The 15845-nt window shown below is 73.9% G+C and carries 16 protein-coding genes; 9 read left to right on the top strand and 7 right to left on the bottom strand.

Annotated features, from left to right (window positions below):
• Positions 1-86 precede the first annotated feature (86 nt).
• Positions 87-764 (bottom strand): Crp/Fnr family transcriptional regulator, encoded by a 678-nt coding sequence (locus tag B6G06_RS08925; protein WP_080462217.1) that lies wholly within the window; start codon positions 762-764, stop codon positions 87-89.
• A gap of 198 nt (positions 765-962) precedes the next feature.
• Here B6G06_RS08925 and nth point away from each other — a divergent pair, with 198 nt between their 5' ends.
• Entirely contained in the window at positions 963-1604 is a 642-nt protein-coding gene (gene nth, locus B6G06_RS08920; RefSeq protein WP_081171913.1) for an endonuclease III, read from the top strand.
• Positions 1605-1768: 164 nt separating this feature from the next.
• Positions 1769-2665, top strand: a complete 897-nt coding sequence (locus B6G06_RS08915; protein ID WP_080462216.1) for an alpha/beta fold hydrolase — start codon at positions 1769-1771, stop codon at positions 2663-2665.
• Positions 2666-2680: 15 nt separating this feature from the next.
• Here B6G06_RS08915 and B6G06_RS08910 read toward each other — a convergent pair whose 3' ends face one another.
• The 4 genes from B6G06_RS08910 to B6G06_RS08895 form a co-directional block, all read right to left on the bottom strand.
• A complete protein-coding gene (locus B6G06_RS08910; RefSeq protein WP_164505214.1) occupies positions 2681-3004 on the bottom strand; it encodes a branched-chain amino acid transporter permease in 324 nt (107 codons plus the stop codon).
• Positions 3004-3819, bottom strand: a complete 816-nt coding sequence (locus tag B6G06_RS08905) for an AzlC family ABC transporter permease (protein WP_240494055.1) — start codon at positions 3817-3819, stop codon at positions 3004-3006. Before B6G06_RS08905 ends, B6G06_RS08910 begins: the two co-directional genes overlap by 1 nt.
• Positions 3816-5372, bottom strand: a complete 1557-nt coding sequence (locus B6G06_RS08900) for a US12 family protein (protein ID WP_081171912.1) — start codon at positions 5370-5372, stop codon at positions 3816-3818. The genes B6G06_RS08905 and B6G06_RS08900 overlap by 4 nt, the downstream gene beginning before the upstream one ends.
• Before the next feature lie 113 nt (positions 5373-5485).
• A complete protein-coding gene (locus tag B6G06_RS08895; protein ID WP_125898911.1) occupies positions 5486-6481 on the bottom strand; it encodes a hypothetical protein in 996 nt (331 codons plus the stop codon).
• A 39-nt stretch (positions 6482-6520) separates the two neighbouring features.
• Between B6G06_RS08895 and B6G06_RS08890 the strand changes: the two genes are divergently transcribed.
• The 6 genes from B6G06_RS08890 (at position 6521) to B6G06_RS08865 (ending at position 13143) form a co-directional block, all read left to right on the top strand.
• Complete coding sequence (locus B6G06_RS08890) at positions 6521-7672, top strand: Fic family protein (protein ID WP_081171910.1); 1152 nt, start codon at positions 6521-6523, stop codon at positions 7670-7672.
• A gap of 208 nt (positions 7673-7880) precedes the next feature.
• Entirely contained in the window at positions 7881-9251 is a 1371-nt protein-coding gene (locus B6G06_RS08885) for a nucleotide-binding protein (RefSeq protein WP_080462211.1), read from the top strand.
• The gene (locus tag B6G06_RS08880; protein WP_080462210.1) at positions 9248-10477 is read left to right on the top strand and encodes a TadA family conjugal transfer-associated ATPase; all 1230 of its coding nucleotides are present in this window, start codon (positions 9248-9250) and stop codon (positions 10475-10477) included. The genes B6G06_RS08885 and B6G06_RS08880 overlap by 4 nt, the downstream gene beginning before the upstream one ends.
• A complete protein-coding gene (locus B6G06_RS08875) occupies positions 10474-11748 on the top strand; it encodes a hypothetical protein (RefSeq protein ID WP_081171909.1) in 1275 nt (424 codons plus the stop codon). The genes B6G06_RS08880 and B6G06_RS08875 overlap by 4 nt, the downstream gene beginning before the upstream one ends.
• A gap of 18 nt (positions 11749-11766) precedes the next feature.
• Positions 11767-12510: an HAD family hydrolase gene (locus B6G06_RS08870; protein WP_081171908.1), complete on the top strand. Its 744-nt coding sequence runs from the start codon at positions 11767-11769 to the stop codon at positions 12508-12510.
• A gap of 120 nt (positions 12511-12630) precedes the next feature.
• Entirely contained in the window at positions 12631-13143 is a 513-nt protein-coding gene (locus B6G06_RS08865; RefSeq protein WP_080462208.1) for a PH domain-containing protein, read from the top strand.
• A gap of 124 nt (positions 13144-13267) precedes the next feature.
• Here the strand turns inward: B6G06_RS08865 and ahpD are convergent, their stop codons facing one another.
• Both ahpD and B6G06_RS08855 read right to left on the bottom strand, forming a co-directional pair.
• Entirely contained in the window at positions 13268-13798 is a 531-nt protein-coding gene (gene ahpD, locus B6G06_RS08860; RefSeq protein ID WP_081171907.1) for an alkylhydroperoxidase, AhpD family, read from the bottom strand.
• Positions 13799-13858: 60 nt separating this feature from the next.
• Positions 13859-14440 carry a peroxiredoxin gene (locus B6G06_RS08855; RefSeq protein ID WP_080462206.1) on the bottom strand — a complete coding sequence of 194 codons (582 nt, stop codon included), beginning with the start codon at positions 14438-14440 and terminating at the stop codon, positions 13859-13861.
• 295 nt (positions 14441-14735) lie between these two features.
• On the opposite strand from B6G06_RS08855, the gene B6G06_RS08850 reads away from it, so the two are divergent.
• Positions 14736-15749, top strand: a complete 1014-nt coding sequence (locus B6G06_RS08850) for a phosphatase PAP2 family protein (protein WP_081171906.1) — start codon at positions 14736-14738, stop codon at positions 15747-15749.
• The last annotated feature ends 96 nt before the right edge of the window (positions 15750-15845 follow it).

Here is a 15845-nt window from a genome sequence, read left to right as displayed (position 1 = left end):
GACTCGTGGAGAGCCGGCCCCTCGGCCGTTCGTCGTGGTTGATGCGCGCGAATGTGCGGGCCCGCACGAGTGGGCGCGGCGGGGCCTCAGCGGGCGCGGCGGCGCAGGCGGTCGACGTCGAGCAGCGTGACGGCCCGGCCCTCCAGGCGGATCCAGCCGCGCGAGACGAACTCGGCCAACGACTTGTTGACGGTCTCGCGGGAGGCGCCGACCAACTGGGCGAGCTCCTCCTGGGTGAGGTCGTGCGGGACGTGCACGCCGTCGTCGGTGGCCGAGCCGAAGCGGTCGGCGAGGTCGAGGAGGGCCTTGGCCACGCGCCCGGGCACATCGGAGAAGACGAGGTCCGCCAGGGCGACGTTCGTGCGGCGCAGGCGCTGGGCGAGCGCCCGCAGCATGTCCTTGGCCAGGGCCGGGTGGGTCTCGATGAAGCTCATGAGCTGGTTGTGCTCCAGGGCCAGCAGCTCGGTGGGGGCAACGGCGGTGGCCGTGGTGGAGCGAGGGCCCGGGTCGAACAGGGTGAGCTCGCCGACGACTTCGCCGGGGCCGAGGACGGCCAGGAGGTTCTCGCGCCCGTCCATTGAGGCGTGGCCGAGCTTGATCTTCCCGCTGAGCAGGATGTAGAGCCGGTCACCGGGGTCGCCCTCGTTGAAGAGGGTCTCGCCGCGGCGCAGAGTGGTCTGCGCCATCATGGCCCGCAGTTCCTCCTGCTCCTCCTGGTTGATGCCCTCGAAAAGTGGGATCCTGGAAATCATGCTGTCTTCCACGAAGCTCCTCCGGTGCTATCGGTGCGGTGGTACTCGGGCTCGCAACGGCGTCCGAATCGCTGCCGGGGGCTCCCGGAGGCAACTGGGCGAGCGCTGGCGCCTATCCTGCCATGCCTTGTGATATGAGGCACGCGGTCGCGGGTTGTAGTCTCGCAACAGTTGGCGACCGATGCAACGGCGCTCGATGCGGAGGGATGGATGAGGGAATCGCTTGCGGTGCGGGCTCGGGCCGTTGATGACGAGCTCGCGGTGCTCTACCCGGGCGCGCATTGTGCGCTGGACCATGATGGGCCCTATCAACTGCTGGTGGCCACGGTCCTGTCGGCGCAGACCACGGATGCGCGGGTCAATACGGTGACCCCGGAGCTCTTCGCGCGCTTCCCCGACGCCGTCGCGCTGGCGGGCGCTGATCCGGAGGCGCTGGAGGAGATCATCCGCCCCCTGGGGATGCAGCGAACCCGGGCAGCACGGCTCATCGGCCTGGGGCAGGGGCTGATGGAGCGCTTCGACGGCGTCGTCCCGCCTGATCGCAAGGCGCTCACCTCGTTGCCGGGGGTGGGCCGCAAGACCGCGCACGTGGTGCTCGGCAACGCCTTCGGCATCCCCGCGATTACGGTGGACACCCATGTGGGTCGGCTGGCGCGGCGCCTGGGGTGGACCGAGTGGGCCGACCCGTTGCGGGTCGAGCGCGACATCGCGGCGCTGTGGGAGCCGGAGCGCTGGACCGATGGCTGCCACCGGCTCATCGAGCACGGCCGGGCCGTGTGCCGCGCCCGCTCGCCGCGCTGCGGGGACTGCGCACTGGTGGCTGAGGCCCTCTGCCCCCGCATCGGGGTGTAGCGGCGCGCTGCTCCATGATCTTCCATCACTCATACCTATTGCCGAGACCGGTCGAAAATAGGAGCGAGACCGGTCCGAGAACCGGTCTCGCTCCTATTTTCGACCGGTCTCGCTTATAGGGGGAGGCGATGGGAGGGGTGGCGGGGCGCCGATAGAGTGGGGGCATGCCAGTCGCCATCACTCGCCCCGGTCCGTGGGCCCACCGCGACCTCACCGCCGGCGGGACCCGCTTCCACGCCGCTCTGGCCGGGCCGGAGGGCTCCGACTCGCTCGTCCTCCTCCTTCACCCCTTCCCGGAGTGCTGGTGGGCCTGGCGCCACGTCATCCCGCGCCTCGCCGAGGCCGGGCACCGCGTCGCCGCCCTGGACCTGCGCGGATTCGGAGGCTCGGACCGCCCTCCCTCCGGCTACGATCTGCACACCCTCGCCGACGACGCCGTGCGCGTCGTCGCGGCCCTCGGCCACGAGCGGGCCGTCGTCGTCGGCGCCGGCCTGGGCGGGCAGGTCGCCTGGGTCATGGCCGGGATGCGCCCCGACCTCGTCGCCGGGATCGTGCCCGTCGCCGCGCCGCACCCGGTGGCGGTGCGCTCCCTGCGCGGCCGGGCCTTCTTCTCCGGCACCGCCCTGCAGCACCTGTCCCTGCGCATCCCCGCGCTGCCCGAGCGCACCCTCACGACGCACCGGGGCATGGAGCGGGTCCTGCGCTCCTTGGTCGGCCATGGCCGGGTGGACCGCGTCCTGGCCTCCTGCGACTACTACGCCGATCTGCTCGCCCGGCCCGGGGCCGCGCGCGGCCCCATCGAGACCGTCAAGCGCAGTCGGCTGCACCGCGCCGAGATGAGCGCCCTGGCCGCCCCGATCGCCGTGCCCGTGCTGTCCATCCAGGGGGAGAGCGACCCGGTCCAACCCGCCCAGGCCCACGCCCGGGACACCCACCACGTCTCGGGGCTCATGCGCAAAGCGGTGCTGCGCGGCGTCGGCCACTTCCCGGCCGAGGAGGCCCCTGACGAGCTCGTCGAGGCGATCCTGCCCTTCCTGGCGGAGATCGCCCCGGCCGCCTGAGGGAGCGCGCCCGCCCTACGCCATGGCCAGGCTCGCCGCCACGTACACGGCCGTTCCGCCGATGAGCGACAGCCCGATCGAGCGGCGCCACAGGTGCAGCCCGGCCGTCGCCGCGATGCCGGCGACGGCGGGAAGCCAGGACGCCGGGGCCAAGCTCACGCCGTCGAGCGTGTAGGCCGCCAGGACGATCATGACGCCCAGCGGCATGGCGTCGGCGAGGAAGGCCAGCAGTGGCGAGCGCCTCCCGCGCAGCAGCGCGAAGGGAGCGAGGCGGCAGGCCAGGGTGATCACGGCCACCACGACGACGGCGAACGCGATCCCGGGATTCGACAGCGGCATCACGCGCCTCCTTCCGGGCCCGCCGCGTCCCGATCGGCCGCCTCCAGGCCGGCCCGGCCCGCGCCGACGCGCCCGAGGCCCCGGTCGCCGGCGCCCTCGGCGCCAGGCGCGCGACGGTGACGCACGGCGTACAACCCGATGAGCCCGAGGGCCAGTGCTCCCAGTGCGCTCAGCAGTGCCGCCGAACCGCCCATGGTCAGGCCCACCGCCCCCGCCATGATCCCGACGCACAGGGCCGCGGTATCGGGGTGGGCGCGCCAGTTCTCGATGGCGAGCACGACGAACAGCGCGGTGAGCACGAAGCCCAGCAGGCTGATCCTCTCGCCGAAAGCGTCCGCCAGCCATTGCCCGGCCAGCGCCCCCGCCGTCGCGCCCGAGACCCAGGCGGAGTGGCTGATGACCTCCACGGTGAGCACGTACCGGCTCGTCATCGCGTGGCGGTCCTTGGCGGACAGCAGTGCGTAGACCTCATCGGTGATCGCGTGGACGGCGTACAGGCGCACCAGTGCCCGGCCCCGCACGCGATCCAGGGGGAAGCCCAGCCCGTAGAAGGCATGCCGCCCGGAGACGAACAGCGTCGAGGCGGCGATCGCCCCCAGGGGCTCGCCCGCCCCGGCCAGCGGCACGAGCAGCATCTGCATCGTGCCCGAGTAGATGACGACGCTCCACACCGGCGCCCACCACCAGGCCAGGCCCTGGGCCGCCAGCAGCATCCCCGCGGCCAATCCCAGCGTCACATAGCCGACGACGATCGGAGTCGCATCGCGGGCGGCGTCCCTGGCGCTCGCCATGGCGGCGGGCGCGGGCGCCGTCATGAGACCTTGCGCACGCGGTCGATGACCTCCTGCTCACGGCGCCCGGCACGGCGCGCGGAGTGGGAGACGATCCCGACCATGAGCACCACGATGCCGACCAGGAGGAAGGTGCCGCGGGACAGGTCGAGCCACAGGAACTCCAGGAGGTCCTTACCCAGGGAGGTGCGGTCGGCCGCCGCGCCGAGGGCCTGCTCGAGGACCCGATGGGTGGCGGCGGGGGAGATGAGGCCGGGAATGCCCGCCAGCGCCGTGAGAGCGCCCATGAGGATCGTGCCCAGGGAGGAGCGGCGCGCCATCCACAGCCCGATGCCCAGGCAGAGGGCGCTCAGGGCGATGACGATGACCCCGTTGACGCTCATCGTGCCCTCGGGGTTGCGGGCGGCGGTGGTCCCGAAGGAGTGGCGCGCCGTGTGCCCGAAGAACCAGGACAGCGGCAGCAGGACGACGGCGATGAGGATCCCCGCCCAGTGCGCACCGAAGCGAGAGGCGGGCTTGCCGACGACGGTCGAGCCGTCCAGCAGCACGTCGTCGTCGACGCCGGTCTCCTCATCGACGGGAGCCGGCTTGCGGGCCTCCGCGCGACGACGGCGCCGGGTGGGGGGTGCGGCAGGCGAGGCGGAGGCGCTGTCGGCCTCGTCGTCGGACGCGCCCGGGGCGATGACGGAGGACCATTCCGGGGCGGCCTCCTCGGACGAGGCCACCGGCGCGACCGTCGAGGAGGGCAGCGGCGGCGCGGGGGGAAGGGGACTGGAGGAGGGGTCCGGCGTCCAGCTGGACTTGCTCGTCCAGTGCGGGCCGGAGGACTCCGGCCCGTCCGGGGCGCTGGCCGCCTCGACGCGCAGGGAGGGGGTGCCGGCGCCGGGTGTGGGTGCGGAGCCGCCGGTGAGCGCACTGGTGGCACTGGTGGTGCTGGAGGGGCTGCTCGCACTGCCGGCGCTGGTGGGGCTCACGGCGGCGCCCGAGATCCCGGCATCATCGGAGGGTGTGGCGGTCCCACCGTCGTCCAGGGCCTGGGAGCCGTCCTCCGCGGCGTCCCCGACGGGGACCATCGGCGAGAACAGCGAGCGGCGCCGCACCGCCGTCGACTCACGTTCCTCATCCGGGTCGCGGGGGCGGCTGCGGCGCCGGATGGGGGCGCCGGGAAGCGGAGGAGGGGCCGCGACCGTTTGCGCGACGGCGGTGGCCTCGGGCCCTGTCATGACGGGCTCGTCCGGCGGGGCCACGGCAGCGGTCGGCTCGGCGCCGCCGTCGCTCCCACCGTCACCCCGATCGTCCTGGATGCCCCCGTCGCGAGAAGCCCCCTCGGCGTCCCGCGCCTCCTGGCCGCGCCGTGCGGCGAGGACCACGCCGGTACCCGGGGGGATCGATCCGGGCAGCCCGTCGGGAAGGGCGGAGCTGCCAGTGGTGATGCTCTCGCCGTCGTCGCCGACGATGGGCGCCGGCGCTTCCAGGGAAGGAACGGGCTCGCCGGCCGAATCGAGGGACTCGATGGTCTGCTCGGGAGTGCTGGCGCTACCGAGCTCATCGGGCTGGTCAGGACGATTGGTGGTCACGGGGCCTCCTTCTTCGGGACCACCGTAGTGGCGGGCGGGCGCCGGGCCCGGGAGGCGTGCCGGTGGCCCGTGCCTCGCGCGCTTGCGGGAGTGAGCCCCTCCTCGGAGCCCGGCTAGGTCTCCAGGGCGACGGCGCGCTGATCGGCCCAGGAGTCCTTCTCATCGGCGATGCCCTGGCGGCGCGCCACATGAGCCCCCCAGCCGATCGCGCTCACGACTGCGCCCAGCATGAGGACGGCGCTGGCCGTGGGGTCGGTTGTCAGATGGGGCACCATCGCGCTCCGGTCTGAGGCTGACGCGGACAGGAAGGCCGGGAGCGCCCCGATGAACACGATCGGGCCCGCCACCCTGGCGCCCAGGGAGGAGCGCGTGACGCCGGCGCCCGCCCCGATCGAGGTGAGGAGGATTCCGGCCAGCGCCCACGGGGAGACGGGCGCGTCTCCGCTGGCGACGATCGCGGAGTAGGCGCGGTCCGCCAGGGCGACCGAGATGAGCGAGCAGACGGTCACCCACGCCAGGGAGAAGAGGTGATCATTGCGGCGCGACGGCGGGGCGGCTGGAGTACTGCCCTGCTCCTGGTCGGAGCGCCCCAGGAGCGCGGACAGGCGCGCCCACGCGCGCCCGGCGCGACGCGCCCGGCGCAGGCCGAGGGAACCGCCGATGAGCAGGCCCGCCAGGATGAGCACGGCGCCGGTGGGGATGAGCTGGCGGGCCCAGGCCTGCGGCGCGGAGGCGGCGCACTCGCTGGAGGCGAGGATCGCCGCTTGCGCGGCGAGCGCCACGAGGCCGCCGATGAGACCGCCCAGGGAGGAGCGCCGGCCGAAGGCCGCCTGCACCACCGTGCTCGCGATGACGAGCACCACGAGGAGCCCCGCCCCCACGAGCAGGTGGCCCTGCGAGGAGGCCTGGCCGGCGAGCCCGGTCAACGTCAGGGTGAGGGGCGTCACCGCGGCGCCCAGTACCGCTGCGGCGATGTGGTCGTGGCGGCGCCCGCGCGGTGCGGGGCCACCGGCGGGACTGGGCTGGGGAGCGCCGGTGGCTGTTCCACTGCCTGGTGGCGGCACCGCGCTGGGACGGGCGCCTTGGGGAAGGGATTCCGAGGAGGTCACGTGCTCAGCGTAGTTCCAGCGGGCCCGTAGAGTGGCGCCGTGATCACCATGGGAGCGAGTATCGGTCGGTCGTCGGGCGCCTCGGGTGGGCGCCCGGGTGGCTCCGCGGTTCCCGGTGGGATCGGTGGAGCGCGGCTCGCCGGTGGCACTGGCGCGCCCGCCCGAATCGCGCCAGGAGCCGGCGTGAGCGGTGCCGGGGCGGGAGGCGCCGATCGCGCTCTCGTCAGCGCCCTGGCGGCCATCGCCCAGGACGCTCGCGTCTCCCAGGCACAGGAGGCGGTGCGCGAGGCCAGCGCGCAACTGCGCTGGCACGAGGCGCTGCGGCGGCGCTGGCGCGAGGCTCGGGCGGAGGCCGTAATCCGGGGGGCCATCGCCTCGGGAGCGATCGAGGGGGCGCTGGTGAGCGCGTCCGCGCTGCGCGAGCATGTGGTTGCGGGCCGCCTGGAGCGGCCGCTGAGTGGGGACCCCTCGCTCGACGCCGTCGCCGGGATCTGGCGCGCGGGCGTGCGATTGACCGGATTCATGCCGGACCTGCGCGGGCAGGCCCGGCCCGCCGAGCCCTCCCCACGATCGCTCCTGGCCGGCCTGCACCGCGATCTCGCGGGCCCCCTGGCGGCATCGGGGGCCATCGGGCTCGACGAGGTGGCCGTGCCGCGTACCGCGCTCCCGCCGGGCGGGAGCGGCATCGGGGGCGGCACCGAGGGGGCAAAGGGCGGCGACGGCGTCGCGGGCGCGCGGAGCAGCGGGGGGACCGTCGGCTCCGTGGCACTGGGGGCGGTGCCGCGCGAGGGAGGGCCCGGCACGGCCCCCCGGGGGCGGGCCCTGGCCGAGCGGCTCGACGCGCTCCTGGCGATCATCGCCGCCCCCGGTGTCCCGGCGCTGGTGCGCGCCGCCGTCGTCCATGGGGAGATGATCGCCGCGCGCCCCTTCACGGCCGCTAACGCGGCGCTCGGCCGCCTCCTCGTGCGCCATCTCATCGCCCGCGACGGACTGGAGCCCACGGGCGTGGCCGTCCCCGACGCCTACGCGCGCCGCGCCCCCGGGGCCTACAGCGACGCGGCGGCCGCCTATGCGCGAGGCGACGCCGAGGGCGTCATCGCCTGGACGATCTGGCAGGCCGAGGCGATCCTCGTGGGCATCACCCAGGGCGTCGAGCTGTGCCGCGCGATCCAGGCGGGGCGGGCGGAGTGAGCGGGCGACGGCGAAGCGCCCGACGCTGCCCCGCCGCGCCCGGTCGTGGTCGCGGCGGGTCGCGCCGGGCCGCGGCGGCCGGGAACCACATGCGCTCGGACGCGCCGCCTCCGGCCCCTCATGTGGAGGCCATCACCCCGGGTGATCCCGGGTGGGCAACCCTGGAGCGGTACCGCGCCCCGCCGATCCGTCCGCGAAGGAGTCCACCATGCGACATGCCGCACCCCGCTCCACCCATCCAGGCCTCCCAGCGCTGCGCGGACGTCCGGAAGCGCCCGCCCTCGGCGCCCGCAGCGCCGCAGGGGCGGGAGGCCTTGAGAGCGGGCGGCCCCGCGAGGAGGATCCCGGTGACTGGCCTCCGGGGGAGCGCGAGCAGTGGGGATCCGGGGCGCCGGGTGAATCCGCGGGGGATGCCCTCGCCGATGACGTCGTCGTCGCCGTTCTGCTCCGCCCCGGCCACCAGGACGGGGCTCCTGAGGAACCCCTGCCCGGATGGGCCGCCGATATCGTCCTGGCCTGCACGGGCCTGGAGCCCCAGGCGCTGGTCTGCTCGTATCCCGAGGCGCCCCGAGCGGCCTCCGACCTCGTCCAGCGCGCGAGAACCCTGCGCCGTCGCACAGGCGCCACCCACGCCCTCATCCTCGTGCCCGACGACCTCCCCGCCCTGGCGGAGAGCCTGTCGCTCCGCCCGGACATCTCCGCCGCCACGCTCCACGAGGCGCTCGACGCCCCGCAGTCCGGGGCGCTCGCCTCCCTCATCATCGCGACCGGCCACCCGGGGCGCGCCCGCGTCATCGCCCTGACAGGGGCCAGGGGAGGGCTGGGGACCACGACGATCCTGCTGCTCCTGGCCCGCGCCATGGCCGCGGCGGGGCGCGGTGTAGCCATCGTCGACCTCGACCCCGCAGGCGGCATCGACCTCATGATGGGTGAGGGGGCCCGGCCCGGACTGCGCTGGAGGGACCTGCCCGAGCAGGAGAGCGCCTACCACCCCGAGCGCCTTGCCGAGGCCCTGCCGCGATGGTCGGGGATCCGCTTCCTGACCGGCGACCCCCGCGGCGGCCCGGTGAGCGCCCCGCAGGTCGCCGCCGCGCTCGCGGCGGTCGGGGCCTGCCACGACGTCGTCCTGGTGGACCTCCCCCGGGGCGCCGAGCCGCCGCCGGGGGCCGAGGTCGTCATCGTCATGGGATGCGATGTCCGCTCCGCCGAGGCCGCCGAGTCCATCGTCGCCCGTCTGGGCAGGGGCAGGCAGGGCCGGGAGGATGGCGACCGCCCGGCGGCGGAGATCCTGGGACAGGAGCGCGCTGAGGGGCCGCGATGCCTCGGCCTGGTCCTGCGCCGGATCGGGGAGGACCTCTCCCCCGAGGAGATCACCGGGCTCACCGGTGCGAAGGTACTCGGGCGGGCGCCGTCGGATCACTCGATCGCCTCCCGCATCGCCCGGGGCGACGACCCCGCCCGCAGCCGCGGCCCCCTGCGCCGAGCCATCCGCTCGCTCGCCGCCCAGCTCCTGGAGGGCGACGATGCCGTCCTCTCGCGAGCCCCCTGGGAGGCCGAGCCGGAGGAGGGACGGTCATGAGCCCGGAGCCCGCCCCGCGCGGCGCCCAGCTCCCCGATCACGGCATCGCCCCGGACCTCGTCCGCATTCGCGGCGCCCTCGCCCGGGGCGCGGGTCTCGGGCGGGCGCTCAGCGAGGGGGCCGGCTCCACCACCGGCGCCACGGGCATCGCCTCCCTCACCCGTCTCGTCCACGCCGACGTCGATGGCGCCGGGGCGGCCCTCACGCCCCTCCTCGAGGCGGAGGGCGTCACCGACGTGCTCGTCGGCGGCGGGATGACCTGGATCGACCGCGGCAGCGGCCTCGAGCCCGTCCCGCAGGCGCGCCTGGACGAGCCCGAGGCCCGGGCACTGGCGGTGCGCATGGCCGCCTCGGCCGGGCGCCGACTCGACGACGCCGCCCCGATCGTCGACGCCACTCTGTCCGATGGCACCCGTCTCAACGCCGTCCTCCCACCGCTCAGCGCCGACGGCACCCTCATCTGCCTGCGCACGAAGCGCCGCCGTGCCTTCACCCTGCCCGAGCTCGTCGACGCCGGCACGATCGCCCCCGGTCTCGATCGGATCCTCGCCGCCCTCGTGGAGCGGCGCGCCTCCTGCCTCATCACCGGCGCAACCGGGACCGGCAAGACCACTCTCCTCGCCGCGCTCCTCGGGCTCGTGCCCGCCGATGAGAGGATCGTGTGCATCGAGGAGGCCAGCGAGCTCGCCCCGGACCACCCCCATGTCATCCATCTCCAGGAGCGCGGGGACAACGTCCAGGGCGTCGGCTCCGTCCCCATGACCGCCCTTGTGCGCACCGCCCTGCGCATGAGGCCCGACCGCATCGTCCTGGGGGAGTGCCGCGGCTCCGAGGTCCGTGATGTCCTCACCGCTCTCAACACCGGCCACGAGGGCGGGTGGGCCACCCTCCACGCCAACTCCCCGGCCGATGTCCCCGCCCGCCTCACCGCGCTGGGAGCGCTCGCGGGCCTCGATGAGATCGCGGTGGCCGCGCAGGCCGGCAGCGCCCTCGACGCCGTCATCCACCTGCGGCGCGAGGCCCGCTCATCCGGGGTGCGTCGTCGCATCTCCTCCCTGGGTCTGCTCTGCCGTGAACGGGATGGCCGGCTGGTCTGCCGCGAGGGCCTGCGCGTCCGACCCGATGGCGCCATGGAGGCGGGAGCGGCCCACGAGGGGCTAGTCGCGCTCACCGGGGGAGCGGCCGCCCTGGCGGGTGGCGCGCGTGGAGCGGGGGCGCAGTCATGAGCGGCGCGGTCGGCGGCTCGATACCCCTCCTCACGGCCCTCCTCGCCGCCACGTCGGTGGCCGTTCTGCTCCTGCCCGCCCGCCGCGGGATGCGCCCGCCGCCAGGGGGCTCGCGCGAGGGGGACGCAGGCGGCGAGGTAGGAGGCCGGGCCAGTGCGCGAGAGCGCCGGGGCCGCGCTGGGGGAGCGGATATCGGGCTCACCCTCACCGAGGTGGCGGCCCTGCTGCGGGCCGGGGCCACCCCTGATCGGGCCTGGTCCCGGGCCCTGGGCCGGTCGGGAGTCCCGCAGGACGCGGGCCTCACCCCTGCCGATGACGGCGTCCCACCCGCTCTGACCGCCCTGGCAGGTGGCCCGGCGCCCTCCTGGCTGCCGCGGCGCGACGCGGGGCGCTGGGCGTGGCGGCCGCCTTTCGGAGGAGCTGTCGCGGCGGATCAGGCCATGCGCGCCGCCGTGCCCGGAGCTGTCGCCGCCTGCCGCCTCACCCGCGCCCTGGGCTCGCCATTGGCCGGAGTGCTGGAGTCCGTCGCCGAAGGCGTCTCCGAGGCGGGCCGGGCCCGGGCCTCGCGGCAGTCCGCCCTCTCCGGGCCCCGCACCACCGCGCGCCTCCTGGCCGCCCTGCCGCTGGTGGCGCTCGCCCTGGGGGCGCTCGTCGGGGCTCATCCCGAGGACCTTCTCCTGGGAGGGTCCTGGGGGAGCGCCCTCGGTTCGGCCGGGATCGGCCTCATGGCCGTCGGGCATCTCCTCACCCGCCGACTCGTGCGCGCAGCGATCCACGGCCCTGCGGCGTCGGGCCGATGGAGGCGAGGCGGCCGGCGGGATCCGGCGCTGTGTGAGCCGGTCGACGAGGCTCTCGTTCTCGACCTCGCCACGGCCGCCCTCGGGGCGGGCGCTTCCCTGCCCGGGGTCCTGGGCGCCCTCGGCCGGGCGCTTGGCGAGGATCAGCTCGGCGTTGTCTCCCGCGCCCTCCTCATCGGCGCGAGCTGGCAGGAGGCTTGGGACGCGCCCGAGGACGCCGTTTGGCGGGCCTCGCGCGATCGCCTCGAGCGCTGCCTGCGGCCCGGCTGGGAGGACGGAGCATCGCCATCGTCGCTGCTGAGCTGCACGGCCGCATCGATCCGGGCGGGGCGGCGCGCCGCCGATGAGGAGGCCGCTGAGCGCCTCGCCGTCCGCCTCGTCATCCCCCTGGGGCTGTGTCATCTGCCCGCCTTCGTGCTGCTGGGCATCGTCCCCGTGGTCGCGGGTGCCGGATTGGACATCCTGGCCGGATGAGCAGGGCAGACTGGGCGCATGAGTCCCTTCCGCCTGCCGGCGCCCACTCGCGCCGTGCTCGTTGATATCGATGGCGTCCTCGTCGACCACCGCTACGCCTCCGACCGCGCCTCCTACCTGTGGGCCTGTGGCCTGGAGGGCTGGGAGCTCGGCCCGCAGGAGACCGCCGAGCTGTGGGAGGCCATCGACCGGCGCCACTTCGCCCGCTACCAGGCCGGCGAGCTCGACTTCCGCGGCCAGCTGCGCGAGCGGGTGCGCGAATTCGTGCCCGGCGGGAGCGCTCTCAGTGACGCCGAGGCCGATGCCCATATGGCCGCCTACCGCGCCATCTACCGCCGTCTGTGGCGCGCCTACGACGACGTCCCCTCCTTTCTGGCCCGACTGGAGGCCCTGCGCGCCGCCCGCGGGCGGGCGGCGGCCGCCGGTGGGCCCGCCGCGCCGCTGGTGGTCGCCTACCTCACCAATGGTGACGCCCCCAGCCAGGAGGAGAAGCTCGCCGCCGCCGGCGCCCGCGTGGCCGGCTGGGAGATGCTGGCCTCGGCCCAGATGGGCGCCACGAAGCCCGATCCCGCGATCTTCTCCGCCGCATGCGCGCGCTTCGGAGTGGCACCGGCCGAGGCTCTCATGATCGGCGACGACGTCGGCTCCGACGTCGACGGCGCTTTGGCCGTGGGGATGCCGGTGGTCCACCTGCGGCGGGGTGATCAGGGGCCGTCGCGCGCGGTGCCCACCGTCGCGAGCCTCGATGAGATCGAGTTCTGAGGTCTTGGCTCGCCGCCTACCGGGCCCGGCCACGGCTCCTCGCCGCTCAGCGCCCGCCGCCGTCCCGGCGCCACTCGCGGCCGTCTCGCCCCTGGACGTGATTGCTGGCACGATGGGGCCATGGCATTGTCGAAGAAGCAGTTGAGCCAGGACGAGGTCATCGTCCGGCACATGCATACCCACCCCAAGGTCCTCCTGTGGCGGATCATGGCGCAGGTCGTTCTCATCGCCGTCGGTATCGCGGCGTCGGTCCTCCTGCCCGGCGACTGGTCCCCGTGGAGCCACCTCGCCGTCTGGATCATCGTCCTGGCGGTCTCGGTGCCCGTGTTCCTCCTGCCCTGGCTAGCCTGGGCGACGACGACCTACACAATCACCTCCAAGCGCGTCATCACGCGCTCGGGCATTCTCAACAAGCGCGGTCATGACCTGCCGCTGTCGCGCATCAGCGATGTCCAGCAGGACCGGGCTCTGACCGACCGGATCTTCGGCGCCGGCACCCTGCGCCTGGAGACGAGCGCGGGTGATCCCCTCATCCTGGAGGACGTGCCGTCGGTGGCCGCCGTGCAGGTCGAGCTCTCCAACCTGCTGTTCAACGACGTCCAGGGAGCGATCGACGTCGATCCTGAGCACTGAGCCACCGGGGCCGTTGAGCGGTCCGCGCCGCGGCTCTCGAGGCGTCGAGTGCGACGGGGCCCCTCGTACCGCAGTTGGTGCGAGGGGCCCCGTCGCGCGCTGGCCGGTGCGCAGCGGGAGGCCTTCAGCCGATGGTCTCGACGACGGCGACGGCCTGGGCCACGCCGGTCAGGGTGGAGGCGATGCGCACGGCCTCCCAGACCTGTTCGGTGCTCAGACCCTCGCCGCGGACGGTGGCCTCGTGCGAGGTGATGCAGCGCTCGCAGCCGTTGATCGTGGATACGGCGAGGCTCCACAGCTCGAAGTCGACCTTCTCGACGCCGCCGGAGGAGCCGATGATGTTCATGCGCAGGCCCATGCGCTCGTTCTCATAGGCGTCGCCCAGGAAGTGGCGGGTGCGATAGGCGATGTTGTTCATCGCCATGATGGAGGCCGCGCCCAGGGCGGCGCTGATGGCCTCCTCTCTCAGGTGGGCGCGGGCGTCCTCGAGGACCTGCACGAGGACGGACTCGTTGCGGGTCGCCGCGGCGGCGGCCACGAAGGTGCCCCACTGCTGCTGCTCGGTGAGCGTGGAGGAGCGGGACAGGGTGGACAGGTTGAGGGAGAGGTCCTTGGCCCACGCGGGCAGGGCGGAGCGGAGGTTGTCGATGCTCATATCTGCTTTCTCTTCTCGTCGGTGGTTCGCTGCTCGTCTGCGCGGTGATGCGATGCGGTCTCAGTGGGTCATCTCGCCCAGGGCGTCGATGGTGGCGGCGCCGGCCTGCCAGTTGCAGGCGCACAGCTCGTCGGACTGCAGGGCGTCGAGCTGGCGGAGGGTCTCATCGGTGTTGCGGCCCACGGACTCGGAGGTGATGGACACCGACTGGATGACGTTGTTGGGGTCGATGATGAAGGTGGCGCGGTCGGCGACGCCGTCGGCGTTGAGGACACCCGTGGCGGCGGCCAGCTCGCGCTTCAGGTCGGAGGCCATGGGGAAGGGCAGGTTCTGGAGCTTCTCGTGGCTGCGGCGCCAGGCGTAGTGGGTGTACTCGTTGTCGACCGAGACGCCCACGATCTGGCAGTCGCGGTCCTCGAAGTCCTGGTAGAGGTCGCCGAAGGCGGAGATCTCGGTGGGGCACACGAAGGTGAAGTCCTTGGGCCAGAAGAAGACGATGCGCCAGGTGCCGGCGGGGACGGCGGAGGAGACGGTGGTGAAGTAGTCCTCGGGCTTGCTGGCTTCGACGTCCTTGAGGTTGCCGGGGATGACGGCGGTGAGCTCGTAGGCGGGGAACTGGTCGCCGATGGTGAGAACGGCCATGGGAGAACCTCCTGAGTGGTGGTGAAACGCTGCTCGACCAGAGGAGACGCCCTCTGTCGAGAACTAGGGTAGAGTCCCAAATCGATAAGTGCAACTCCTGTATGTCGGATCATTAGTCGGTCACCCCTATGTCCGAGACCGGTCGATATCAGGAGCGAGACCGGTCCGCGGACCGGTCTCGCTCCTGATATCGACCGGTCTCGGCGAGGGGGGATGGGGCGCGGGGTGGTGTGCGCCACGGCGAATCGCGATACCCGAGCGCCACCGCGGTGCGGCCGGGATTTAGCATCGTTGGATGCGATCCCCCCGACCGGCCCAGAGCGCCCCGGCGCACCCGCGCGCCAAGGGTCTCGCCCTGGCGGTCGCGTGCTTCACCGGTCTCCTCGTGCTGTGGTGGGCCTTCGTGGACACCTTGCCGGGCCAGTTCCTCGAGGCCGCCGCTCTGGCGGGCTCGGAGATCGGCTCGCACCGGGTGGACGGGCACGCGCGCGTGGTCCTCTCGGCCATCTCAATGCCGGCGGCGGTGCTCCTCGTCGTTGTCATCCTGCTGGTCGGCCTCCTGCGACGCAGTCACCGGCGCGCCAGCTGGGCCATTATCGCCGTCATCGGGGCGAGCGCCAGCGCGCAGATCCTCAAGCACTGGATCCTCTTCCGCCCTGACCACGGCATCACCGCGCGCTGGGACAACGCCAACACGCTCCCCTCGGGGCACACCACGATGGCGGCGTCGGCTGCGGTGGCGCTCATCCTCCTCGTGGATGCCCGCTGGCGGGTTCCCGCCGCCTGGCTCGGCGCGGCGATGACGGTGGCCATGGGCTATTCGACGCTGGTGCGCCAGTGGCACCGACCGGCAGATGTCGTGGCCGCCGTGCTGCTGGCGGTGGGCTGGGGCGCCCTCGCGGTCGCCGGTGGCGCGTGGAGTGACGGGGAGTCCCCCTCCCATGCGTCCCCCGACGACATCGCCGATCCCGCCAGACCCGGCTTCGTCCCCAGCCTCGCGCATGAGGAGCGGGACGACGGAGAGTCGAGGCGGCAGACGCGCAGGGGCCCCTACGGCCGTGGGAGCGGTTCCGCGCCCAGACTGACGGCGCTGTGGATCGTCGGCGCGCTCTGCGCCGGTATCTCCCTCGCCCTGGGCCTGTGGGTGCTGACCCGCATGGGCTCGCCCCTGGGGCGAGGGGAGTACTTCGCCTCCTACGCCACCGGATCGGTCGCCCTCGTGGCGGCGAGCTGCCTGTCCATGGCGGGGCTCGTGGCGCTCGTGCCCGACGACGACGCCCGGGCTTCGCTGCCCCCGGAGACCCCTTAGGTCTCGGCTCGCGGCCGGTCGATCGTCGTCGGGGCGCCCTGGGCGACGTTGGGCGGCGACGGCGGTGATCCGGACTGCGTGCCGGCGGGGAGAGGA

Origin of the sequence: Actinomyces gaoshouyii, from assembly GCF_002076915.1 — a bacterium.
GTDB classification, from domain to species: domain Bacteria; phylum Actinomycetota; class Actinomycetes; order Actinomycetales; family Actinomycetaceae; genus Actinomyces; species Actinomyces gaoshouyii.
Note: the sequence above shows the minus strand (reverse complement) of the source record. Positions and strands in the feature narration are given on the sequence as shown.

What these genes read in the sequence shown, in the direction of transcription:
- nth (WP_081171913.1), top strand. Translation starts at nt 963, where the DNA reads ATGAGGGAATCGCTTGCGGTGCGGGCTCGGGCCGTTGATGACGAGCTC.
- B6G06_RS08915 (WP_080462216.1), top strand. Translation starts at nt 1,769, where the DNA reads ATGCCAGTCGCCATCACTCGCCCCGGTCCGTGGGCCCACCGCGACCTC.
- B6G06_RS08910 (WP_164505214.1), bottom strand. Translation starts at nt 3,004, where the DNA reads ATGCCGCTGTCGAATCCCGGGATCGCGTTCGCCGTCGTCGTGGTGGCC.
- B6G06_RS08905 (WP_240494055.1), bottom strand. Translation starts at nt 3,819, where the DNA reads ATGACGGCGCCCGCGCCCGCCGCCATGGCGAGCGCCAGGGACGCCGCC.
- B6G06_RS08885 (WP_080462211.1), top strand. Translation starts at nt 7,881, where the DNA reads ATGCGACATGCCGCACCCCGCTCCACCCATCCAGGCCTCCCAGCGCTG.
- B6G06_RS08880 (WP_080462210.1), top strand. Translation starts at nt 9,248, where the DNA reads ATGAGCCCGGAGCCCGCCCCGCGCGGCGCCCAGCTCCCCGATCACGGC.
- B6G06_RS08875 (WP_081171909.1), top strand. Translation starts at nt 10,474, where the DNA reads ATGAGCGGCGCGGTCGGCGGCTCGATACCCCTCCTCACGGCCCTCCTC.
- B6G06_RS08870 (WP_081171908.1), top strand. Translation starts at nt 11,767, where the DNA reads ATGAGTCCCTTCCGCCTGCCGGCGCCCACTCGCGCCGTGCTCGTTGAT.
- B6G06_RS08865 (WP_080462208.1), top strand. Translation starts at nt 12,631, where the DNA reads ATGGCATTGTCGAAGAAGCAGTTGAGCCAGGACGAGGTCATCGTCCGG.
- ahpD (WP_081171907.1), bottom strand. Translation starts at nt 13,798, where the DNA reads ATGAGCATCGACAACCTCCGCTCCGCCCTGCCCGCGTGGGCCAAGGAC.
- B6G06_RS08855 (WP_080462206.1), bottom strand. Translation starts at nt 14,440, where the DNA reads ATGGCCGTTCTCACCATCGGCGACCAGTTCCCCGCCTACGAGCTCACC.
- B6G06_RS08850 (WP_081171906.1), top strand. Translation starts at nt 14,736, where the DNA reads ATGCGATCCCCCCGACCGGCCCAGAGCGCCCCGGCGCACCCGCGCGCC.